Raw genomic sequence first — 23789 nt, 5'->3', positions numbered from 1 at the left:
TTTATTATAAACTACTTAGATTAGCATCTGAAGTGCAACACCATGTTATTGGCATAATAGCTGACTCGGACTTTTAAATCCGAGTCTTTTTCTTGGACGTTGATTCAAACGTTAAGTAATTTCTGAAATATATTCATCTGTGTAATTGTTTAAATCATTGCCTTTCTTAATGTATTGTCTGATTAAGCCATTCGTATTTTCATTGGTACCTCGTTGCCAAGCACTGTAAGGATCCGCAAAATACCAATCCAAATTTAGTTCCTGAGCAATATGCTCATGTAAGCTAAATTCTTTGCCATTATCTGCAGTGGTGGTTTTCAGCTGATCTTTAATCGGTGTAAGTAAGAACGATCGGCTGTTTAAATTCAGCACTGTATGTTCTTCGTTTTTTCGCAAGAGATGCGATGAATGTCTGATTATTTGTAGTCATAAATTTAAGTACCCACTTGCTTTTAAGTGGGGACTAAATTAAGGCTTATAGGATAGCTTGGTAAGATGGGTTAGCCGGATGCTTACGATTTAACTTTCTTCTACATCAATAATGACTGCATTTAATCCCAGCATACTTTTTGAAACACCACCTGAGATTTAATTTAATCGCTGGAATTTACAACTTGGAGTTGAGTAAAAAATGATTTATGAAAGAACTCTAATGAATGGATTATTTACGAATAATGAACTTTTTTAAAGGCGCATCTATACAAATTGAAAAAATAAGTTTCACTAATAACTTAGGAATAATAATAGGTAATAAATATAAGGGAGTATTTCGAATGGTTTGAATAGAAGTAGGTAAAATCTCTTTATAGTAGCGTTTTCGAATTGCTAAAGAAGAGTTTCTCTTAATATCTTGAAATAAATATTTTTTATTCTTTTTCTGAATATTTAGAATATTTCTATTTTGTGGCAAACTTTTCCAGTAAATGGATATCAATTGCCTAAATTCAATTACTTGATTTCTAAGTAATGTATTACCTTGCGTCTTTTTAGCTTTAGCGATGACACTGGTTTCATGGTATCTAAAGTAGTTTAATTTTTTCGCATTAAAAAAAATATCACCTTGCGTAACAACTTTGCTCCAAATTTCCCAATCGCCGATTAATTTTAAATGAGGGTTTGCTCCACCTACTTGTTGATAAGTATGCTTTTTGAATAAAACTGCGCTTGCATTGGGTATTGTATTTTTTACTACTAGAAACTTATCTACATAATCTAGTCCAGACATTGTGAAATTTTCTTCAAATTTTTTTGAATCTAAGCCATCTGTATGGTCTTTCCATGAGCCAGTAATATTGCCTTTACTATCAAATCGATAAGATTGGCTATATGCTAAAACTAAATTAGGGTTTTCTAGAAAAGGTTTAACTAACTCATCTAAAAAACTTAAATCAGCCACATCATCAGATTCTGCAATCCAGATCAGTTCTCCTTTGGCGAGCTTTATCCCTTTATTCCATTGGTAAAAAGTTGAACCAGAATTTTTTTTATTGATAATGCAGTATGTAACTTTAGGATGATCTTTATAAGATAGAAGAATTTCAGCGCTATTATCAGGTGATAAATCATCTAATAAAATCAGCTCAAAGTTTTGGTAAGTCTGATGAATAATGCTTTCAATCCGCTCTTTTAAATAAGGTGCATGATTATAGCAAGGTACAATAACGCTGATGAACACGGTTCAATAAGTCCAAAATATTAAGAATTATGAATTGGTTTATGAGAGGTGTTAGTTAATCCTTCTCTGGATTCCCCTTCAACACCATATAAATCAAACCCACAAAAATCAGGAAAGCACCAATGATACTGCTGAGACAGAAGTAAACAATACGGTCATTAGTATCTAAAGAGAATAGATTGTTGGCAAGAATATAGCGCATAAACAACCATTGAACGACTGAAAACACAATCAGCATGATGCCACGATTACGGACAGCAGGACGCATCGCCATGGGAGACAATCCACATCTTAAAAGAATGTAGAGATTATGCCATTTTTAGGGCGGAATCTCAATTTAATCTATGTTTTCAGAATTAACAGTGAGCTAACAGGCGCTTATGAAATTTGATTTTAAGCTTTATAAGGATTGTCATTACCAAAGCAGCTTCTAAAACGTTTATATGACCAAATATACTGTGCTGGTGCTGTTGCGATCATCTGCTCCATATGTTGATTCAGGCAGAGTACGCTAGTGTGTATATCTTTAGACATAATACCCTCTGATACAAAACTACAGTGAATATCAAAATAGCCAGGATGCTCATTACGAATGCAGCTGACACCTACAACATTACATTGTGTTTTTTGAGCTAATTTGGGAACAATAGTTCCTGAAAGAACGTTTTGTTTAAAAAAATCTGCATAAATGCCGCCCGAAGGCTTAGGAAGATGATCTGGTAAAATAACAGTAAGACCACCTTGTTTTAAATGTTTAAATATTGCTCTTATACCAGTTTCATCTGCAGGGACTAAAATAGCATTCGTTTTCTGGCGAGCCTGCAAAATATAGCGATTGATATCTTTATTTCTATTCGGCTTATACATGATCATGGGTTGTGTTTGTGAGCAAAGCCATGCATTTAGTAATTCCCAGCTTCCCAAATGTGGAACTACGACAATCACACCTTTTTTCTCATTGATGGCATGGTTGAAATGTTCAATGCCATGAATTTGATTGACACGTGAAAGGTTGTAATCAGTAGACATTCCCCAAAATTTAATACATTCCAAATAACTTAAACATTGACTTTGAATACTTTTTCTAATGATATTTTTTTTTGTTTATCATTTAGTTCAGGATAAGCTAGTTGAATATTAATCTGCGTGATACGATGAATAGATGAATTGGTTTGATATAAAAACCAAGCAATGATGTACCCGAACAATTGTAAAATGCGTAAAGGCAATATAGCTAAAAAAGTTAGTAGAAAATACATATTTTAAAAAAGACTCTTTAATAGGCGGGTTTAATCTTGAAAATTATATAAGTGCCTAAAAATCTAAGAGATTATCAAAAATAGCAAAGCAACTTATTAGTTAATATAAAATATTGTGAAAAATAGCTTAAAAAAATTTATCTATATTTTCATACTGAAAGATAAGATTTTTTATACTCAAAGCCCTAGTTAAAAATATAAAAAATGAGTCGCTAACATCGTGATAAAAAAGCCCTGCACAGAGCAGGGCTTTATTTACTTAAATCTTCAAGAATTATTCTTGAGATTCAGCTTTTGGTTTTTCACGTAAGCGAATACCCAAATCACGCAATTGATTTGATTCAACTGGAGCTGGTGCTTGAGTCAGTGGACATTCAGCAGTCTTGGTTTTTGGGAACGCGATTACGTCACGGATTGAAGACGCACCTGTCATTAACATCACAAGACGGTCAAGACCAAATGCCAAACCACCGTGCGGAGGCGCACCGAATTTCAACGCGTTTAATAAGAAGCTGAATTTCTCTTCTGCTTCTTCTTCACCAATACCAAGCGCTTCAAAGATCGCTTTTTGCATTTCCAGGTTATAAATACGCAGTGAACCACCACCGATTTCAGTACCATTCAATACCATGTCATAAGCAACAGACAATGCAGCACCTGGGTTGTTCTTCACTTCTTCAACGCTTGATTTTGGTAGCGTGAATGGATGGTGAACAGAAGTCCATTTACCATCATCAGTTTCTTCAAACATTGGGAAGTCAACCACCCAAAGCGGCGCCCACTCACACGTTGAAAGTTTCATGTCATGACCAATTTTCACACGAAGTGCGCCCATTGCATCATTTACAATCTTCGCTTTATCTGCACCGAAGAACACGATATCGCCATTTTCAGCGCCAACACGTTTTAATAGATCAAGCACGATTGGCTCGATAAATTTAACGATTGGAGATTGAAGACCTTCAATACCTTTTTCAAGTTCGTTGACTTTGATGTACGCCAAACCACGTGCACCGTAAATGCCTACAAACTTGGTGTATTCATCAATTGCAGAACGTGGCAGTGAGCCTGCACCCGGTACGCGAAGTGCAACAATACGACCTTTAGGATCTTTTGCTGGACCTGCAAATACTTTGAACTCAACGTCTTGCATTAAGTCTGCAACGTCCACCAGTTTCAACGGAATACGTAAGTCTGGCTTGTCAGATGCATAGTCACGCATAGCATCTGCATAGGTCATACGAGGGAATTTTTCGAATTGCACGTCTAGAAGTTCTTTGAACATCTTGATCGTCAATGTTTCCATCAAATCCATAATGTCATCGTCACTCATGAACGATGTTTCAACGTCGATTTGGGTGAATTCAGGCTGGCGGTCAGCACGTAAGTCTTCATCACGGAAACATTTTGCGATTTGATAGTAACGATCAATACCGCCCACCATCAACAATTGTTTGAACAGCTGTGGAGATTGTGGCAGGGCATAGAAGCTACCATTTGATACACGGCTAGGTACTAAATAGTCACGTGCACCTTCAGGAGTCGCGCGAGTTAAAATCGGAGTTTCAACATCTAAGAAACCATTGTCTTCGAAGTAGTTACGAATCAGGTTAGTCAGTTTAGAACGGAAACGTAAACGGTCTAACATTTCAGGGCGACGGATGTCCAGGAAACGGTACTTTAAACGTACTTCTTCAGAAATGTTGGTATTTTCGTCATTCAATGGGAATGGCGGAGTTTCTGACGCAGCAAGAACTTCAATTTCTTTACCAAGAACTTCGATTTGACCGCTGGTGATATTTGCGTTTTCAGTTCCTGCATAACGACGACGTACGCGGCCTGTAATTTTTAATACAAATTCTGAACGTGATTTGTCGGCAGTTGCGAATACTTCAGGAGTATCTGGGTCAATAACCACTTGAACAAGACCGTCACGGTCACGCATGTCAAGGAAGATTACACCACCGTGGTCACGGCGACGGTGAACCCAACCGCATAATGTTACGGTTTGGTCAATTTGAGCTTCGGTTAATGAACCGCAGTAATGAGTTCGCATCATAGCGTTAAAAATCCAACTATATGGTTTAAGGTCAGCGAATACGTAAACAGCGTACCGCTTTTCGTAAAGGTAGGATTATGCCTCTTTGGGCATGTAGTCACAAGAACCTGGGTCAAAAACAATATCATTTTAAAGTGAATAGACGAAAAGCCAGCGCTTTATCTAACCCATCCTGCGACCTCTGCCTAAAAATAAAAACAGTAAACAGCCTAGGCTGAATGTGATTAGGAAGCCCTGACTAAATTCATTAATAGATCGTCCAGTAAAATAGTAGAGATCTGATTGCCAGACATCTGTAGGAATATAGCGTGTATAATCCCAGACTGAAAACAGAGCGGTTAATATAGAAAAGAAAAATAAGCCTCCGGCAAATGATTTGATTTTCAGACTGACTGCGAGATATTGGCGATGCTTTTTATAGTAGTGCACACTCATCCACAGCATAAACGGCAAAACAATCACGGACGTACCGATCTGTAAAATCCGATGCAAGGGATAACTCTGTCCAAACAACTGAAACTGTTGTGCTAAAACTTCATGGAAGGCAAAAGTCCGAAAATCGACGTGGGTCAGACCATCCCAGATTAAATGAGTGGCTGTGCCGATGATCAGTGCTAGACACATCGCCAAGATGAATCTTAAAGCTGAAAGGATGCTGTAAATATTTAAATCATGCTGAATGCCCATGAAACGGTAAATTACTGGCCGGTAAACCAGATACCAGATGCTACAGAAAGCCAGCCCAATCCAGAGGTCTGGATGAATCAGCGAAGACCATAAATGCGTGATATTTGAATTGCTCGAAGTAAACAGTCGATGTAAATCGGGCACCATACAGCCAATCGCCAACGCAGCAATCGGTAGCCGATTACCGCTTAAACGTGAAATAGGTGGAGCAAGCACAGCATGCGATAAGGTAAAGGGCATAAAAATAATGTTTTAATGTAATAAAAAATATTCAAAGAGCATTCTAATAAAATATATCACTGGTTATCGTAAACGATTGCAAAAATAATGAAATGTTATATTATAACATTATTCTATTTTAGTCATTTTGAGCTTGGGTCATGTCTTTTCATAAGAATTTAATAACACTCTCTATTTTTGCGGTTATTACACCATCAGCATTCGCACAACAAGAAGAAGCGACAGTAGCTGTACAAACGCTGGAAACCATCCAGGTTCAGGCCCATCCATTGATACAAACCGCAGCAGATTTTGCGGTTGCGGATCATGTGGTGGATCAAAAAGCATTATCTGAGCGTGCGACGACTATTGGTGATGCACTGGCAGATGAATTGGGTGTCTATTCAAATCAGTTTGGTACAGGTGCAAGTCGTCCGGTCATTCGAGGTCAGGATGGCCCACGTGTGAAAGTGTTGCAGCATGCTTCAGAAACTGCTGATGTTTCGACCTTGTCTCCGGATCATGCTGTCACCGTTGATCCGATTCTGGCGAAACAGGTAGAAGTGATTCGCGGTCCATCTACATTACTTTACGGTGCCGGTACAGTCGGTGGGTTGGTGAATGTCACCGATCAAAAAATTCCGACCCAAATGCCGGCAGATGGTCTGGAAGGTACAGTCGGCCTGCGTTATAACTCAGGTAGTGACGAAAAACTGGCAAGTGCTGGTGTGACAACGGGTATTGGTGAAAACTTTGCTCTACGTGTAGAAGGTTCAAAACGTAAAGCTAATAACTATATTGCTCATGCAGGTTATTTCACAGAACATTCTCATCATGAAGAAGATGAAAATGGAAATGAAATTGAAGAAATTCATCGTGAAAAAGCCCGCCGTGTCGACAATACTTTTGCAGAAGGACAAACAGTCAATATTGGCGGGTCATGGATTCATGATCGTGGTTTTGTTGGTCTATCTTATAGTAACCGTCAGGATCAGTATGGCTTGCCCGGTCATAGTCATGAATATCATGGCTGTGTCTTACATGGTGATCATTTTCATGGTTGTCCAACACCTGATGATTCAGATGCACCAGCCCATGAAGAGCATGGTGGACCATGGGTAGATTTAAAATCTGAACGTTATGAAGTACGCACCGAGCTGGAACAGCCTTTTGCCGGTTTTGATAAATTACGTGCCCATGCCAGCTTCACTGATTATGAACACGATGAGCTAGAAGAAAATGAAGTCATCAGTAACTTTAAAAGCAAAGGTTATGACGGTCGTTTAGAATTGGTGCATGTACCAGTTGCAGGCTGGGAAGGTGTAATTGGAACCCAGATTTCACAGCAAAAAATTAATCTTGCCGCTTCCGAGCATGACCATCATGAAGATGGCGATGAAGATGATGAAGAACATCATGTTCATGGTTCAGGTGTGGTAATGCCGGACACAAGAACTCAAAAATACAGCTTATTTGCTTTGGAACATAAACAACTTGGCGATGTGCATGTTGAACTTGGTGCGCGTATCGATCATCAAAAAGTGAAAGTAGATTCGGATCAGAAAGATTATTCGGGGACTGGTGTCTCTGCATCCGCTGCTGCCAATTGGGAATTTGCACCGAATTACAAACTTTCTGTAGTGGGATCACATCAGCAACGTTTGCCTTTAGCGCAAGAACTCTATGCTGATGGCTTGCATTTTGCGACCAATACCTATGAACTCGGTAATCCTGATCTCGATAAAGAAACTTCAAATAATCTCGAATTAGGTTTGCATTATGAAGGCGATAAACTGGATTACCATGTGCATGTCTATCACAACTGGTTTGATGATTATATCTATGGCGAAACGGTAGCGCAGAAAGGTAATTTACGGGGCGTGCAATATACCCAAGACAAAGCACGTTTCTATGGTACAGAAGCACAAGCAGGTTATCAGATCAATGATATGTATAAGCTCAGCGTCTTTGGTGACTATGTGCGCGGTAAGATTGAAGCTGAGAATGCACCACGTGTACCCGCAGGTCGCTTAGGCACCAAAGTCGAAGCAGACTTTGCCGATGGCTGGTCAGGTCTGGCTGAGTATTATCATGTCTTCAATCAGGACAAAATTGCCAGTTATGAAGATGAAACTCAGGGCTACAATATGGTCAATCTTGGCCTAAGCTATGCCAATACGATTGCCGATAAAAATGCTTATCGCGTGTATTTCAAAGCCAATAACTTGCTGGATGATCAGGTCTATTCACATACCTCATTCCTGACCAATATCCCGCAAGTTGGTCGTAACTTCACTGTTGGCGTACAGTATGATTTCTAATAAGTCAGATGAAGTAATTGACGAAATCAAATAGATGTCACTGAAATCTACTTGAAAAATCATAAGATTAAACCTAGCCTGAGCCTATTGGGTTAGGTTTTTTCTTATGCGTATTTTTCAACGAATTCACAATAAATTGAACTGGTCGAATCGCCGTTATGCGGCTTTGATCATTAGTATGCTGGCCGTGGGTTATCTGGCTTCAGCGATCTACCACACGTATAAGCCTTTGCCGGAAGGTCTGAATTACACAGGCAAAATGCGTCATGCCGAAGTCAAGTTTTTGGCCGATCAGACTTATCTGGATGCACAAGGCAAGCAGCAGCTAGATCATCGCATTTTTAATGAAATGCTGAACATGATTGAAGAGGCCAAATCGCTGATTGTGCTGGATATGTTTTTATTTAATCAGCAAACGGGGGCATCTACGCAGGAACATCAGGCATTAAGTCAACAACTGACGGATGCTTTAATTAGTAAACGCCTGCTGAATCCTGAAGTCGAAATCAAATTTATTACTGATCCGATTAATTCGGTTTATGGTGGCATTCGATCCGAGCAGTATCGGACCTTACGTCAACATGGTATTGATGTGATTGAAACCAATCTGACGCCATTGCGGGCTTCTAATCCAAGCTGGTCCGGCTTCTGGTATATCTGTTGTCAGGGCATTGGCAATAATCCGGGCAAGGGCTGGTTGCCGAATCCGTTTGGTCCAGAAAAAATCACCCTGCGTAGTTATTTTGAGCTGTTTAACTTTAAAGCCAATCATCGTAAAACCATGGTAGTCGATACCGATCAGGGCTGGAAAGCACTGGTTACCTCCATGAACCCGCATGATGGCAGTTCGCGGCATTCTAATATTGGTTTATTGGTCTGGGGTAGCACCGCTGTGGACATTCTGAAAACCGAGCAATCTGTCGGCATGATGTCACAAGCGAATATGCCTGCCATTGTCGCCGGGGATTTTCAGGCAGACAGTAGCCAGCCACAAGTTCAGGTACTGACTGAAAAAGCTATTTATGATGCGATTCTGAACCTGATCCAGACGGCAAAAGCCAATGAACAGATTGATCTGGCGATGTTTTATCTGTCTGAACGCAAAATTATTAAAAGCCTGATCGCGGCACATGAACGTGGTGTCAAAGTCCGGGTTTTACTCGATCCAAATAAAGATGCTTTTGGCCGTGAGAAAAACGGGATTCCAAACCGGCAAGTGGCTTGGGAACTGCATAAAGCAGGTATTGATGTGCGCTGGTGCCGTACTCAGGGTGAGCAATGTCATAGCAAAATACTGATGAAGCGCAATGCTCAGCAAGCTGAAATGATTTTAGGCTCGGCCAATTTCACGGTACGCAATCTGAAAAACTATAATTTGGAAACCAATATGCGCGTGCTGGGGCAGCCTCAGGCCGAAGTGTTCAAGGATGCCCAGCAATATTTTGACGGTGCATGGTTAAATCTGAATGGTCGTTCCATGAGCGTGGACTATACGCAATATGCAGAAGATTCGTTCTTTAAATACTGGCTATACCGTTTTATGGAATGGAGTGGCTGGTCGACGTTTTAGATGAGAAATCAAAAGGAAGTCGAGATGACTTCCTTTTTTTATCGAATAACAATGGATTAGCTAAACTCACCAGTTGAGCGTTCTTTGGCCCATTCACGCAGGACAAATTTTTGCAGCTTGCCGGTCGAGGTTTTTGGAATCTCAGTAATCACCACATCTTTTGGCACTTTGAAACGCGCCAAATGTTCACGACAGAATTCAATAATTTCTTCTGGTGTAACTTCGAAGCCCTGTTTGAGTTCAATAAAGGCACACGGCACTTCCTGCCAGCGTGGATCTGGTTTGGCAACTACCGCTGCAGTCAGAATTGCAGGGTGCTGATACAGCACTTCCTCTACTTCTAGCGAAGAAATATTTTCACCACCAGAAATGATGACATCTTTAGAGCGGTCAGTGATTTTGGCATAACCGTCTGGCTGGCAAACAGCGAGGTCACCGGTATGGAACCAGCCACCGGCAAAAGCTTCTGCCGTAGCTTCCGGATTTTTCAGATAACCTTTCATGACGATGTTACCGCGGAACATGATCTCGCCCAGCGTTTTACCATCATGTGGCACTTCCTGCATGGTTTCAGGATCAAGTACTTTCATACCATCCTGCAATGGATATGGTACACCTTGACGTGAGTGTAACTGGGCCTGTTCCTGGATAGTGAGATCGGACCAGCCAGCTTGAGATGCACATAGGGCAGAAGGACCATACGTCTCGGTTAAACCATAGACGTGCGTTACATTGATACCAATATTGCGCATGCCTTCAATAATGGCTGCTGGAGGCGCAGCACCTGCCACCATGACTTCTACACGGTGATCAAATTTGGTTCTTTTCTCTTCCGGTGTGTTGATGAGCATCGACAGGACAATTGGTGCACCACAGAAATAATCCACTTTATGTGTGGCAATCAGCTGAAAGATCAGTTCAGGATCAACTTTGCGTAAGCAGATATTAGTTCCGCCGTTGGCCGCCATGGTCCAGGCAAAACACCAGCCATTACAGTGGAATAATGGCAGAGTCCAGAGATAGGTTGCACGTGGCATCATGCCACAGGCAATGATGTTGCTGGCTGCGTTGATATACGCGCCGCGATGATGATAAACCACGCCTTTCGGGTTGCCAGTCGTACCTGAAGTATAGTTCAGGCTGATCGCATCCCATTCGTCTTGTGGCAGGTGCCATTCAAAATTGGCATCACCTTGAGCCAGCCAGCTTTCATATTCAATCTGGCCAATACGATCAGCAGCTTCTTCATAGTTCTCATCTGCTACATCGATGATATAAATATCCTGCTTGATCAGTGCCAGCGCTTCCTGCGCCACAGCAGTAAATTCAGGATCGACAAGTAGAACTTTAGTTTCCGCATGTTCTAGCATAAAAGCCAAAGTCTTGGCATCTAAACGGGTATTTAAGGTATTCAGTACAGCACCTGCCATCGGAACAGCAAAGTGCGCCTCAATCATGGCTGGGACGTTAGGTAAAAGGACAGATACGGTATCATTTTTGCCTACACCAAGCTGTTGCAACTGGTGAGCGAACCGACGACAGCGCTGATAAGTGTCACGCCAGGTAATTTCACGCTGGCCATGAATAATGGCATTCTGGTTGGGATAGATATAGGCCGCACGTTCTAGATAGCGTAAAGGTGAAAGCGCTACAAAGTTTGCTGGTGTGCGTGGTAATTCATCATATGCACTGACCATTGTTCTACTCCATGAATAAATAATTATTGTGTAATTACTCTAAATCTAGCAATTTTTAGTGATTTTGACATTTATGCTTTAGTCGAGCGTGAATGAAGGATCAAGCTTTTAATATCTATATATTTGTTTTTATTAAAATTTAATGGGTAAAATGAACTGTTACTTTCCTTGTCTGTCATCATAATAAACAGAATAAAGTTGGCTCAAATAGAATCCGGTGTGCAATTTAGCTTCAAAGACCAGTGCAAATAGATAAAATGCCTGGCTTTTATTTTTGTGGATTAGTGACTGATAAAATCAAATTATTTTGCAAGTATTTATAAAAAAACGAGTTTTACAAATTTACATAGACTTTAAAATTGACTTGTTTCTCTAAATGACTGCATGATGATTTCTAAATAGAAAGATATTCATAACAACAAAAATAAGAGCAATTATGTCCGGGTTTTATTGACTTAAAACCGGGTAAAAGGAAGCCGCTATGGAGATAGCACGCGCGGAGATGTGGGCCAACTGGTCAGGTTCTCAGCGATCCAGTCCCAGTATTTTTCACCCTTACAGCATTGAGATGCTGCAGGGGCTTGTGCGTATTTATCCAAAATTACGTGTTGTGGGTGCAGGCCATTCCTTTAGTGCCCTGGCAAAAACCAGCGACGTGCTAGTTTGTCTGGATCAGCTTAAAGGGATGTGTGACTATGATCGAGAACAGTGTCGCAGTGCCTTTTGGGCGGGGACCCGTTTGTATGATGTGGGCGAGAAGCTGGCCACCATTGATCAGGCATTGGCAAACCAGGGGGATATTGACCGGCAAAGTCTGGCAGGTGCCATTGCTACAGGTACGCATGGAACAGGGGTGGAGTTACCTTGTCTTTCTGCTCTGGTTTCTGAATTTGAATTGCTGACTGCGGACGGTAACTTGCTATGCTGTAACTCTGAGCAGAATGCAGATATCTTTGCTGCAGGACGGGTGGCATGTGGCAGTCTGGGCATTATGACCCGTATCCAGCTACAAAACCGGCCTATGTACCGGTTGCAGGAGCAGATTCGACTTTGCTCACTCACTGACCTATATGCAAGCATCGACAAATGGAAGCATCAGCACCGGCATATAGAGTTTTGGGCCTTTACCCATAGCGATAATGTCATTCTAAAAAGTCTGGATGAAACTCAGGAAGAAGCACAGGCAAGACCGGATGGGTGGCTGGATGAGGACTTCATGTTGAACATGTGCTGTGAGCTGAATCGAATTTGGCCAGGGCTGAATCCCTGGTTACAGCGTCTATTAAATATAGCGATCCGGCCATCGAAAGCAGTAGACTGGTCCAGCCGTATTTTTCCTAGTGTACGTAATACCCGTTTTAATGAAATGGAATATCAGCTGCCGGTGAAACAGGGACTGGCCTGTTTTGAGGAGGTTATGGAAGTACTACAGCAACAGAAAGCGCCGGTATTTTTTCCAATTGAATTTCGTTATGTACGTGGGGACGATATCTGGCTAAGTCCATTTTATCAGCAAGATTCAGTTTCGATCTCGGTACATCAATTTTACAAACAGGATTATCAGGTGATTTTTGATCTGGTAGAACCGATTTTCAGAAAATACGGAGGACGCCCGCACTGGGGCAAGCTGCATTCACTGGAAGCCCGACAGCTTTGTGAACTCTATTCGAAATGGGATGAGTTTATGCAGTTACGAAAATCCCTTGATCCACAGGATAAATGGCTCAATCCTTATCTGGAGCGCCTGTTCATTCCATCTTGAATGAGCTGAGGAGGAATACAGTATGCTATATCTTGACTACTTTCAGGAACTCCAGAAAACTCTGCATGAGCAAGGAAATGGACAACCTCAATTGATTCTGGATCTGTCTAAGCTGGAACAGAATATTGACTGGTTACAACATAAGATGCCGACCCATCTGAAACCGCGTCTGGTGGTGAAATCATTAGCCAATTCAATATTGCTAAAACGAATTGCTAAAGCCTTTAATAGCCAGTCTTTTATGGTGTTCCATCTTCCGCATGCGGTCCATATCCTGCAAGCCTATACACAGGCAAATATTCTGATGGGTAAGCCAGTGCCTTTGCAATGCCTGAAAAGCTTTACCGAAGATCAGGCTGAGCATCTGCCGAAAGTGCAGTGGCTGATTGATTCAGCTGATCGTCTGAAAAATTATCTAACGTATGCCAAGGAGCGAAATTTACAGCTGCGGATCAATCTGGAAATTGATATTGGCCTACATCGTGGTGGGCTGTCAGATCTAGAGCAGTTTATGCACTGTCTGGCGATTATCAAAAGCCATTCTGAATATCTGACTTTAAGTGGTCTGATGGGTTACGATGCTCATGTTTCTAAGTTGCCTAGTGCATTATTTCCTCCCATCCAGAGCTATCAGAAATCTCAACAGTGTTATATGAACTTCATTAATGTCATGTGCCAGATGCTACCTGAACTGGATTTGTCTGCTCTTTGTCTGAATGGAGCGGGAAGTGGCACCTTGCATCACCACTTTATCCAGACGGTCTGTAATGATGTGTCCTTCGGTTCGATGCTGCTCAAGCCAACTGATTTTGATCTGGAAGGCCTAGAGCCCATGCAACCAGCTTTATGGATTGCTGCACCAGTATTGAAAGTGCTGGACCAAATTCAGTTACCTGGATTAGAGCGATTAAGGCGATTTCAACCGCGGCAACGAGCGGTATGTATCTATGGTGGCTACTGGCGCGGGAAATGCATCTATCCACCAGGTACGAAACCGCATTTACTGTATGGGCGCAGTAGTAATCAGGAATTGTTGCAGATTCCATCTAGTTGCCAGATTCAGGTCGATGATTATGTATTTTTCCGACCAGCCCAAAGTGAATCGATTCTGCCACAATTTGCTTCGCTGTATGCTTATGAGCAGGGACAATATCAAAAATGGGAGAATTTTAGGGAATAACAGGATGGATCATGGTGGTTATCTCCCAAGTCATCCTGAATATCCTGCAAGGGATTGGCAGCAAAGCATGTTTTCAGCCGAGAAAAAAGGATTAACGGTTTATTAAATGGCCCGAGACGTGTAAAATTCTAGGCGATTTTTATTTATCCACCGTTTTTATCTTTTGAGGTTCTCCTCGATCATAATCTCGCGGTGACATGCTCCATTGTACGGGGCATCACTCCTTAAGGATTTTATATGCCAATTATCACTTTGCCAAATGGCGATCAAAAACAGTTTGATCAAGCCGTATCTGTGATGGAAGTTGCTCAAAGCATCGGTCCTGGTCTAGCAAAAAATACTGTTGCAGGTCGTGTGAACGATCGTTTAGTAGACGCTTGTGATCTTATTAATGAAGACGCAACCTTACAGATTATTACGCCTAAAGACGAAGATGGTGTTCATATCATTCGTCATTCTTGCGCACACCTAGTGGGTCATGCTGTTAAGCAATTGTTCCCAGAAGCAAAAATGGTAATTGGTCCAGTCATTGAAGAAGGTTTCTACTATGACATCTGGATGCCACGTCCATTTACTCTAGACGATATGGCTGCGATCGAAGAGCGTATGAAAAAGCTCATCGATCAAGACTACGATGTCATCAAAAAAATGACACCACGTGATGAAGTGATCAAAGAATTCACTGCACGTGGTGAAGAATACAAACTCCGTCTGATCGAAGACATGCCTGAAGAAACACAAATGGGCTTGTATTACCATCAAGACTATCTGGATATGTGCCGTGGTCCGCACGTTCCAAATACTAAATTCTTAAAATCGTTCAAGCTGACTAAAATCTCGGGTGCTTACTGGCGCGGTGATGCGAAAAACGAACAGCTGCAACGTATTTACGGTACAGCTTGGGCAGACAAGAAGCAGTTAGCAGCTTATATCAAACGTATTGAAGAAGCAGAAAAACGCGATCACCGTAAAATCGGTAAAGCGCTAGACTTGTTCCATATGCAGGAAGAAGCACCGGGTATGGTGTTCTGGCATCCGAATGGCTGGACCATTTACCAGGTTCTTGAACAGTACATGCGTAAAGTTCAGCAGGACAATGGCTACGAAGAAATCCGCACACCACAGGTGGTTGATTTCACGTTGTGGGAAAAATCAGGGCATGCTGCCAACTATGCAGACAACATGTTCACGACGCATTCTGAAAACCGTAACTATGCGGTGAAACCAATGAACTGTCCTTGTCACGTACAAGTGTTCAACCAGGGCTTGAAATCATACCGTGATCTTCCGGTACGTCTGGCAGAATTTGGGTCATGTCACCGTAACGAACCATCAGGTTCTTTACATGGCATTATGCGTGTTCGCGGTTTTACCCAAGATGATGCACATATTTTTTGTACCAAAGAACAAATTGGTACTGAAGTTGCAGACTTTATCAAATTGACACTGGATGTATACAAAGATTTTGGCTTCGAAGAAGTACAAATGAAGTTGTCAACTCGTCCTGAAAAACGTGTTGGTGATGATACACTTTGGGATATGGCAGAAAAATCTTTGGCGGATGCCTTAGATGCTGCTGGTCTGGAGTGGGAATTGCAGCCAGGTGAGGGTGCGTTCTACGGTCCGAAGATTGAATTCTCATTGAAAGACTGCTTGGGCCGTGTATGGCAATGCGGTACCATTCAATGTGACTTCAACCTTCCAGAACGTCTAGATGCATCTTACGTGACCGAAGACAACGATCGTGATCAGCCAGTAATGTTGCACCGTGCAATTCTTGGCAGTTTCGAGCGTTTTATTGGTATACTTATTGAACACTACGCAGGCTTTATGCCACCTTGGTTATCACCAATTCAGGCGTGTGTCATGAATATTACCGATTCTCAAGCTGAGGCTTGTGAGTCAGTCGTCGCAAAACTTAAAGAAAGCGGTATCCGCGCGATTTCCGACTTGAGAAATGAGAAAATCGGCTTTAAGATTCGTGAACGTACTTTAGAGCGTATTCCTTACTTACTGGTACTTGGGGACCGTGAAGTAGAGGAAGGTACGGTAAATGTCCGTACCCGCTCAGGAACAAATTTGGGTACCATGTCAATCGATGCTTTCGTTGATCTGGTAAAAACAGCCGTTGCCGAACGCGGCCGGTACATTGTGGAGTAACAGCGATTAAACAGCCTGACCGTAATCAACAGGGCGGTAACAAATCAAACCGTCCTGCGTTGAATGATGAAATTCGTGCAAAAGAAGTCCGTCTTGTAGACGAAAATGGTGAGCAAAAAGGTATCGTAAGCTTAACTGAAGCTTTACGTGCAGCAGAAAGCGTAGAGCTTGATCTTGTAGAGATCGTAGCAAATGCTGAGCCACCTGTTTGTAAAATCATGGACTTTAACAAGCATTTGTTTGATCTTAAACAAAAGCAGAAAGAAGCGAAGAAAAAACAACATCAAGTACAGGTGAAAGAAATCAAGCTACGCCCTGGTACTGATGTAGGTGATTACAACGTAAAACTGCGTGCAATTATCAAGTTCCTTGAAGAAGGCAACAAGGTAAAAATCACGCTTCGTTTCCGTGGTCGTGAGATGGCTCACCAACAGTTGGGTCTGGCTCAATTACAAAAAATTGAAGCTGATGTAGCGGAAATTGGTGTAGTTGAACAGTCTCCAAAAATGGAAGGCCGTCAAATGGGTATGCTGCTTGGTCCTAAAAAGAAAAAGTAAGCACTCATTGAGCGAAAAAAGCCCTGCACTTGCAGGGCTTTTTTTATTTTATAGCCATAAAATAGACAATCTAGTTTCTGCTATCAGTTTAAAGCCTAAAAAATAACTCAACTATGCCGCACATTATTTGTGTTGAAATAATTTTGATCAGGATTACAGTTATAAACATTACAAATATGAGTGAATATGAGTGAATATGAGTGAATATGAGTGAATATGAGTGAATATGAGTAGAGAAAAGATATATTTTTTAAACTTGGCATAAATTGCTGGATGACTGGCTTATGGCTTTTTTAAATAATCGCGTTGTACCGTATCAACTGGTCATTTTTGATATAGATGGTACTCTGGTTGATTCCTTTGAACAGTTTATCGAGTTGCTGAATTGCTTTGCTGGTAAATATCGCTATGCATTGATGTATAAAGATCAGGTCGAGCATTTAAGAGCTTTACCACCACGACAGATCCGTCAGGCACTCAATCTGTCAATATTTCAGACCTTTCGCTTAATGTATGACTGTAAACGGGAAATGCGTCGTAGTGGCAAGACTCCAGAATTATTTGAAGGCATTACGGATCTGCTTCACCATCTCAAACAGCAGGGAGTTCGCCTGGCAATTGTCACCTCAAATACTCCGAATAATTGCCGAAAGTATTTAGGTGCTGAACTGTTTCAGCTATTTGAGTGGGTCGAAAGCAATGCTTCAATTTATAGCAAAGCCAAACAGATTAGAAAAATCGTGCAGCAATCCAAATTGCATCCAGAACAGGTTATCTATATTGGTGACCAGATCATTGATATAAAATCAGCTCATCAGAATGGGATTATTGTCGCTGCCGTGACTTGGGGTTTTAATAGTGAATCTGCATTGGTGGCTCATCAGCCACATTACCTGATTCATAGCGTTCAGCAGTTAAAAAGTCTGTTATTAACTCCAAAATCCAGACCGGCCTAAAAATAAAAAAAGGCCCCGAAGGGCCTTTTTAGAACATTTTATATATGCTTATTCCGCATTGACGGTTTTTTCAGTGACTTCTTCCGGATTTTCTAGCAATAACTTTTTGCCAATCGGAATTTGTCTTGGTAGTTTTTCTTCCGGAATTACACGCTGCAGGTCAATTACGAGTAGACCGTTAGCATAATCTGCCTGCTGTACTTCAATGTGTTCGTCTAAACGCAGTGATAGTTTGAAGGCACGACGGGCTATACCTTTATGTAGATACTCAGTACCTTCAATCTGAACAGCTTCAGGTTTTCCAGAAATTGTCAGCAAGCGATTTTCAAGAGAAATACTCAACTCTTCCTGGTTAAAACCGGCGGTGGCTACGACAATGCGGTAACGGTTTTCACCATGTTTTTCGATATTGTATGGTGGATAATTTGGCGCATCACTTTGCATGGCATAATCAATGAAATCATTGAGGCGATCAAAGCCAATACTACGGCGGAATAATGGATGAAGATTGATATTACTCATTATTAGAACCTCCTGAGGTCAGCAAAGTTTTAAAAATAAGAAAACACCGCTGTCATGATGATCATCGACAGGGCAAAAGATGGATAGACCATCCTTATGCAGAAATAAATATGTGTTCAGGCTGGAAATTTTCAAGAAAATTCAGTGAAATTTTTTTAAAAATTAATTAATTTATTGAAATTAAATTAAAAATTATTTTATTAAGCATTGCTTGTTGTTTTTGACCAGATCCATTATTTTGTTAAAACACCATAATAAAGGTGTATGGAGTATAGGCACGAATGATTGATGTATATTACTGGGGTACACCCAACGGTCATAAGATTACAATCGCATTAGAAGAAATGGGGCTGCCTTATCAGATCCTTCCAGTCAATATTCTGGAAAATGACCAGTTTCAGCCAGACTTTCTGGCAATCTCACCGAACAATAAAATTCCAGCTATTGTCGATCAGGATGGACCAGATTATCGGTCGATTTCAATCTTTGAATCCGGCGCCATCTTGCAGTATTTGGGACGTAAAACCGGACTGTTTTATCCGACCGATGAAATTAAGCGGATTCAGGTGGAACAATGGCTGATGTGGCAAATGGGTGGACTGGGTCCGATGCTGGGACAGAACCATCATTTTAGTCGTTTTGCTCCAGAGCGGATTCCTTATGCAACAGAGCGCTATGTGAATGAGACCAAGCGCTTGTATGGTGTGCTGGATAAACAATTGATTGGTCAGGACTATGTCACTGGCGAATATTCAATTGCTGATATGGCGATTTTCCCTTGGTTACTTCGTTATGAATGGCAAGGTATTGATCTGGCGGATTATCCTGAAATCAGTCGTTATATTGAGCGTATACAGGCACGTCCTGCGGTGCAAAAAGCATTAGCGATTCAGGTCAGTTAATCTGCGATTGTTATGTTAAGATGTACAAAAGTTATTAAAACCACCGATTCAGGTGGTTTTTTATTGGATATGAGCATGAAAGCATTTTTCCTGAACTTCACTCGAATTGTGGAAACTAATCCTCGAATTTACTGGAGCATTATCTTTGGTCTAGCTGCCTGTTTAGCTTTGTTTGTGGCTGAGATTGTGCATATTCAGCTGGTTATTAATGAGCTGAATACCAAGGATCAAAATGTATTGGCTGAGGCAATTTTGCCCTTGGCAACCAAATATAAATGGTCTCGTATTTTTGCAATCATACTCGCTCTTTTCTGGTCAAATATGGAATATCTGAAAGCTAAAAGACAGTTAAGACTGACACGCTAAACAGTCGGATCACTTAGATGGCATTACTGATTCTGTTTCTGTCTGCCTTTGGCGCGGCAACTTTATTGCCTTTGCAGTCAGAAGCGGTATTGTTAGGATTACTGGTCAATAGTAGCTATTCAGCATTTACTTTGATCGCCGTTGCCAGTATTGGGAATATTCTCGGCTCTTGCGTCAATTGGTATTTAGGTCTAAAGATTGAGCAATATAGAGACCGGAAGTGGTTTCCAGTCTCTGAACAGCAGATGCAAAAAGCACAAAGGAGCTACCAGAAATACGGTTATTGGTCCTTGTTGCTGAGTTGGGTGCCCATGCTTGGTGATCCAATTACCTTAATTGCAGGATTGCTTAAGGAAAACTTTGCTCGATTCTTACTGATCGTGAGTATTGCGAAAATCGGACGTTATCTGTTTATTTACATGGCTTATAGCATGATTTAAAAAAGAGGCTTGAAGCCTCTTTTGGTTTATTTGCATTCATTCAGTTTAAACTGAATTTCATCCTTAAAGCTGGATGGTTTATACAACCATAGGGTACTTGCGCGGCGTTTAGTACTGATTTGTGTACCTTTTAATGCACTTGTTACTTGCTGATCTAATTGATAAATGCCTGAACCTTTTTTGATATTGACCTTTTTAATCTCGCCTTTGCGATTGGCTTTGATCTGAAACTCTATTGTTCGGTCATGTTCATTCAGTAAATCTGTATTAACGTTCAGCTCAGGTTGGTTGAGATACTGGAATTTAGTTTTTTGCTGCTGCTGTTGTGCTTGCCAATTTTTAGAGTTGAAACTGTATTCACAAAATTCCTGATCCTGGTCAGTCAGTTTCAGGTTAAACACCTGATAGCCAATGATCGGTAGTGCTGTTTTATTTTCAATATGTGGTCTAACTTCAGCAGATTCCACGGCATTAAGTAGTAGCTGATCCAGCTGCTGGTAACCGGTACTGTCCTGAATGGCAGCCTGTTTGATGTGTCCCTGCTCATTGGCATAGATACGTACCACCGCAGAACGGTCCTGACCTTTTAAATCTTCATTGCTATATTTTGGTTTGGGAAACTTGGTCCACTCAATGCGTGTCGTCAAATGTGTTGGCTGCACATCAATGGTCTGTGTGGGCAATTGCGGTGCTTTTTTTGTTGATGCGCTATAGCTTGCTGCAAAGGGAAAGCTCAACAACAGGGTCATACACAGAATACGTTTCATAAGTTTCGGTCTTGAATCAAGCAAAGAGGATGTTCAATTTTGAAGCGCAGTATTTCCTGAATTGGCAATACTGGCAAGTATCTCATTCAAAATAATTTATTTTTCTGCCTTGTGAATCTTGAAGGTGATAATTAAAAAATCATAATGAAGCCAAGCTATACATGTATTGCTGCAGGAGTCAGAAGTTTTTTTATGAGAAAGATGCGTGGATTATAAAAAAACTTGGATTAGTCAGCTTGATATTTCATCGCGCAATATTTATGGGAAATAGGATTAAGTCCCTGTCATCTATCTTTTACTTTTAATACTGCTTTTGTTTTAAACAAAGATGCTTTAGAATATCGGCTCCCTTACCTGCAGGGCGTCTTTGCAATGGTGCAGACGTGCCGAACAGGTGTTCAAAAGAGGTTGTTATGCCTAAGATGAAAACTCGCCGTGGTGCAGCTAAACGCTTCAAAGCGACTGCTAACGGTTTTAAGCGTAAACAAGCGTTCAAACGCCACATTTTGACCAAAAAATCTGCTAAGCGTATTCGTCAATTGCGCGGCTGTGTAATGGTTCACGTAAGTGACGTTGCTTCAGTTCGTCGTATGTGCCCGTACATCTAAGGAGATTATAAATGGCTCGTGTAAAACGTGGTGTACAGGCTCATCGCCGTCACAAAAAAATTCTTGCTCGCGCTAAAGGTTACTATGGTGCTCGTTCACGCGTTTACCGCGTAGCGTTCCAGGCGGTAATCAAAGCTGGTCAATATGCTTACCGTGACCGTCGTCAGAAGAAACGTCAATTCCGTGCTCTATGGATTGCGCGTATCAACGCTGGTGCTCGTCAAAATGGTTTGTCGTACAGCCGTATGATCGCTGGCTTGAAAAAAGCTCAAGTGATTATCGACCGTCGCGTACTTGCTGACATCGCTATGCATGACGCAGTTGCGTTTGCAGCTCTAGCTTCTAAAGCTAAAGATGCATTGGCTGCATAAGTCTTTATGACTTAGAAAAAAGATCGCTTTTAGCGGTCTTTTTTTTGTCTGATGAAAAAGTATAAGCTATTTAAAATATGACAAATGACTTAGTGCTGATGAATGAGAAAGATAAAGTACGAGGTTTTCGTAGAATAAATGTGGTCGGCACCTCTGCTTCGGGAAAATCTACTTTTGCTCGCGCTTTAGCGACAAAATTAGGCCTCAGTTATATCGAGCTGGATAATTTATTCTGGCTGGATAACTGGCAGGAAACTGCGGATCGAGAGTTCTTTGATAAAATTCAAGCAGCCATCGATCAGGCCAAAGATGGCTATGTGATTGATGGTAATTATACCCGCAGTATTCCCGTCAAATGGGCTGAGATCGACAGTGTGATCTGGATTGATTTACCGTTCCATCTCAATCTATATCGTTCCATAAAAAGAGCCATACAGCGGGCAATTAGCAAACAACCGCTTTGGCCAAACTCGAATAATACAGAAAGTTTCAGCCAGATGTTGAGTCGTGATTCCATCATCTGGTGGATGATTAAAACCCACCAGAAAATCGTCAGCATTATTTAAAGTTGATGCATGCGCCTGAATATCAGCATATCCACTGGATCAGATTAAGATCGCCCCAAGAAATTGACGCTTTTCTGGCACAGCATTAAAGTCCAAAATAATAACCAATCAAACAGATAATTACCGTAATAATAATCAGGGTAATAACGTTACGTGAATTGGATTTGGCAGCATCGTGAGGCTTATGTGCTTTAGATGGTTTGGTCACATGTTCGTCGGTAGTCATTCCTGCAAATGGATCAGCGCTGATTTTTGGACTCAGTTTTGCAGTCTTGTAGTGATTCGCGATTTTGACAATAAACTTCGCTTTCAGATCGTCGATTTTCTGCGCAAAATGGCGTAGGTCAAGCTGTTGGTCCGGTGTCAGCACTTCACCGTTTTCATGATAAGGATGCTGGATTTTAGCTTCGATTAGTTCTTCCAGCGCATCCAGACGGTACAGCATGTCATGGGCAAAGTCAGCTGTATAATCGGTTGGCAATAATGCCAGTCTATTACCGATAGCTGTATCCGCAGTAGAAGACACCCCATAATAAGGTTGTCCAAGCTGAGCAGGTTGAACAAAACCTTGCGCAAATCTGGTATCAAATAATTCATGATCCATAAAGACTTGAATATCGTCCCAGTTTGGCTGTTCCAGATCTGCCAGTACACGTCGGGCCAGTTTGCTGTTGAGTTCATATTGCCAGAAGGTCTCATGACGTAGAGAAGATCGCTGTGTAATAGGCGCTTCATAATCATTGTCTGCGGTATACCATTCTGGTAATTCCTTGCCAATAATCCAGGCATTTTTTTTCTGGGCTTCATGACTGACAATGAAATATTCAAATGGCAGCAGCTCAACATTTACATTGGGATTCTGCTCATCTTCAAGCAGGGTGGAGCGGTGCAGACTTAGACGTTGTACGCCCTGTTTTTTCAAGCCTTCCAGCCAGACTTGAAAATGCTGCGCTAAAAGATGCTGTGAAATCAGATCACGAAAGGCAAACTGATGCTGATTAAAGATGGAATGCTGAAGCCAGCGATTGAAACTTAAGTCCTGAGACAGGTACTCATTTCCATAAGTTACTAAAGTAAGTTGCTGTTTCCAAATTTGATCGATTGCCATAATGATTTGATCTAATTGATATCATGTTTATTTTATA

General features: G+C 41.3%; 21 protein-coding genes and 2 pseudogenes. 13 read left to right on the top strand and 10 right to left on the bottom strand.

Annotated features, from left to right (window positions below; translation table 11 throughout):
- Positions 1–111: 111 nt before the first annotated feature.
- The 6 genes and pseudogenes from FSC11_RS12035 to FSC11_RS12005 all read right to left on the bottom strand — a co-directional run bounded on the left by FSC11_RS12035 (position 112) and on the right by FSC11_RS12005 (position 5920).
- Positions 112–372, bottom strand: coding sequence for an IS30 family transposase (locus FSC11_RS12035; RefSeq protein ID WP_163167114.1), 261 nt, complete (start codon positions 370–372; stop codon positions 112–114).
- A 289-nt stretch (positions 373–661) separates the two neighbouring features.
- A complete protein-coding gene (locus FSC11_RS12025) occupies positions 662–1675 on the bottom strand; it encodes a glycosyltransferase family 2 protein (protein WP_163167112.1) in 1014 nt (337 codons plus the stop codon).
- Positions 1676–1730: 55 nt separating this feature from the next.
- Positions 1731–1949 carry a hypothetical protein gene (locus FSC11_RS12020; protein WP_048881462.1) on the bottom strand — a complete coding sequence of 73 codons (219 nt, stop codon included), beginning with the start codon at positions 1947–1949 and terminating at the stop codon, positions 1731–1733.
- Between the two features lie 119 nt (positions 1950–2068).
- Positions 2069–2934: pseudogene (locus FSC11_RS12015) on the bottom strand (lysophospholipid acyltransferase family protein).
- A gap of 274 nt (positions 2935–3208) precedes the next feature.
- Positions 3209–4993: an aspartate--tRNA ligase gene (aspS, locus tag FSC11_RS12010; RefSeq protein WP_163167110.1), complete on the bottom strand. Its 1785-nt coding sequence runs from the start codon at positions 4991–4993 to the stop codon at positions 3209–3211.
- Positions 4994–5155: 162 nt separating this feature from the next.
- Positions 5156–5920 carry a DUF4184 family protein gene (locus FSC11_RS12005; protein WP_163167108.1) on the bottom strand — a complete coding sequence of 255 codons (765 nt, stop codon included), beginning with the start codon at positions 5918–5920 and terminating at the stop codon, positions 5156–5158.
- A gap of 140 nt (positions 5921–6060) precedes the next feature.
- Between FSC11_RS12005 and znuD the strand changes: the two genes are divergently transcribed.
- Together znuD and FSC11_RS11995 are read left to right on the top strand one after the other, a co-directional pair.
- A complete protein-coding gene (gene znuD / locus FSC11_RS12000) occupies positions 6061–8220 on the top strand; it encodes a zinc piracy TonB-dependent receptor ZnuD (RefSeq protein ID WP_163167106.1) in 2160 nt (719 codons plus the stop codon).
- A 106-nt stretch (positions 8221–8326) separates the two neighbouring features.
- Positions 8327–9790: a phospholipase D family protein gene (locus FSC11_RS11995; protein WP_163167104.1), complete on the top strand. Its 1464-nt coding sequence runs from the start codon at positions 8327–8329 to the stop codon at positions 9788–9790.
- 56 nt (positions 9791–9846) lie between these two features.
- Here FSC11_RS11995 and FSC11_RS11990 read toward each other — a convergent pair whose 3' ends face one another.
- Entirely contained in the window at positions 9847–11487 is a 1641-nt protein-coding gene (locus tag FSC11_RS11990; RefSeq protein WP_163167102.1) for an acyl-CoA synthetase, read from the bottom strand.
- A 481-nt stretch (positions 11488–11968) separates the two neighbouring features.
- Here FSC11_RS11990 and FSC11_RS11985 point away from each other — a divergent pair, with 481 nt between their 5' ends.
- From FSC11_RS11985 to FSC11_RS11965, 5 genes are all read left to right on the top strand, one after another.
- Positions 11969–13249, top strand: coding sequence for a D-arabinono-1,4-lactone oxidase (locus FSC11_RS11985; protein WP_163167100.1), 1281 nt, complete (start codon positions 11969–11971; stop codon positions 13247–13249).
- 22 nt (positions 13250–13271) lie between these two features.
- Positions 13272–14429: an alanine racemase gene (locus tag FSC11_RS11980; RefSeq protein ID WP_163167098.1), complete on the top strand. Its 1158-nt coding sequence runs from the start codon at positions 13272–13274 to the stop codon at positions 14427–14429.
- A 237-nt stretch (positions 14430–14666) separates the two neighbouring features.
- Positions 14667–16589: a threonine--tRNA ligase gene (gene thrS / locus FSC11_RS11975; protein ID WP_163167096.1), complete on the top strand. Its 1923-nt coding sequence runs from the start codon at positions 14667–14669 to the stop codon at positions 16587–16589.
- 5 nt (positions 16590–16594) lie between these two features.
- Entirely contained in the window at positions 16595–17146 is a 552-nt protein-coding gene (gene infC / locus FSC11_RS11970; protein ID WP_076753101.1) for a translation initiation factor IF-3, read from the top strand.
- A gap of 284 nt (positions 17147–17430) precedes the next feature.
- On the top strand, positions 17431–18102 hold the full coding sequence (locus FSC11_RS11965; protein WP_163167094.1) for an HAD hydrolase-like protein: 672 nt from the start codon (positions 17431–17433) through the stop codon (positions 18100–18102).
- 48 nt (positions 18103–18150) lie between these two features.
- On the opposite strand, the gene FSC11_RS11960 is transcribed toward FSC11_RS11965, so the two are convergent.
- Positions 18151–18624 (bottom strand): Hsp20 family protein, encoded by a 474-nt coding sequence (locus FSC11_RS11960; RefSeq protein ID WP_004889904.1) that lies wholly within the window; start codon positions 18622–18624, stop codon positions 18151–18153.
- A gap of 281 nt (positions 18625–18905) precedes the next feature.
- Between FSC11_RS11960 and FSC11_RS11955 the strand changes: the two genes are divergently transcribed.
- The 3 genes from FSC11_RS11955 (at position 18906) to FSC11_RS11945 (ending at position 20332) form a co-directional block, all read left to right on the top strand.
- Positions 18906–19526 (top strand): glutathione S-transferase family protein, encoded by a 621-nt coding sequence (locus FSC11_RS11955; protein WP_163167092.1) that lies wholly within the window; start codon positions 18906–18908, stop codon positions 19524–19526.
- Between the two features lie 75 nt (positions 19527–19601).
- Complete coding sequence (locus FSC11_RS11950) at positions 19602–19892, top strand: hypothetical protein (RefSeq protein WP_048881470.1); 291 nt, start codon at positions 19602–19604, stop codon at positions 19890–19892.
- Positions 19893–19909: 17 nt separating this feature from the next.
- Positions 19910–20332, top strand: coding sequence for a YqaA family protein (locus FSC11_RS11945; protein WP_163167090.1), 423 nt, complete (start codon positions 19910–19912; stop codon positions 20330–20332).
- Positions 20333–20358: 26 nt separating this feature from the next.
- On the opposite strand, the gene FSC11_RS11940 is transcribed toward FSC11_RS11945, so the two are convergent.
- Positions 20359–21099 carry a TonB family protein gene (locus FSC11_RS11940; protein ID WP_163167088.1) on the bottom strand — a complete coding sequence of 247 codons (741 nt, stop codon included), beginning with the start codon at positions 21097–21099 and terminating at the stop codon, positions 20359–20361.
- A 413-nt stretch (positions 21100–21512) separates the two neighbouring features.
- Here FSC11_RS11940 and rpmI point away from each other — a divergent pair, with 413 nt between their 5' ends.
- From rpmI to FSC11_RS11925, 3 genes and pseudogenes are all read left to right on the top strand, one after another.
- The gene (gene rpmI / locus FSC11_RS11935; protein ID WP_004278281.1) at positions 21513–21707 is read left to right on the top strand and encodes a 50S ribosomal protein L35; all 195 of its coding nucleotides are present in this window, start codon (positions 21513–21515) and stop codon (positions 21705–21707) included.
- Positions 21708–21718: 11 nt separating this feature from the next.
- Positions 21719–22078 (top strand): 50S ribosomal protein L20, encoded by a 360-nt coding sequence (gene rplT / locus FSC11_RS11930; protein ID WP_004647525.1) that lies wholly within the window; start codon positions 21719–21721, stop codon positions 22076–22078.
- 77 nt (positions 22079–22155) lie between these two features.
- Positions 22156–22733 (top strand): annotated as a pseudogene (locus FSC11_RS11925) (P-loop NTPase family protein).
- Here the strand turns inward: FSC11_RS11925 and FSC11_RS11920 are convergent.
- Complete coding sequence (locus FSC11_RS11920; RefSeq protein ID WP_163167087.1) at positions 22730–23752, bottom strand: hypothetical protein; 1023 nt, start codon at positions 23750–23752, stop codon at positions 22730–22732. The pseudogene FSC11_RS11925 and the gene FSC11_RS11920 sit on opposite strands and share 4 nt — an antisense overlap.
- Positions 23753–23789 lie beyond the last annotated feature (37 nt).

Origin of the sequence: Acinetobacter schindleri (assembly GCF_010918895.1) — a bacterium.
Lineage (GTDB): Bacteria > Pseudomonadota > Gammaproteobacteria > Pseudomonadales > Moraxellaceae > Acinetobacter > Acinetobacter schindleri.
The sequence above is the reverse complement of the archived record's forward strand: the minus strand, read 5'-3'. Positions and strand labels throughout refer to the sequence as shown.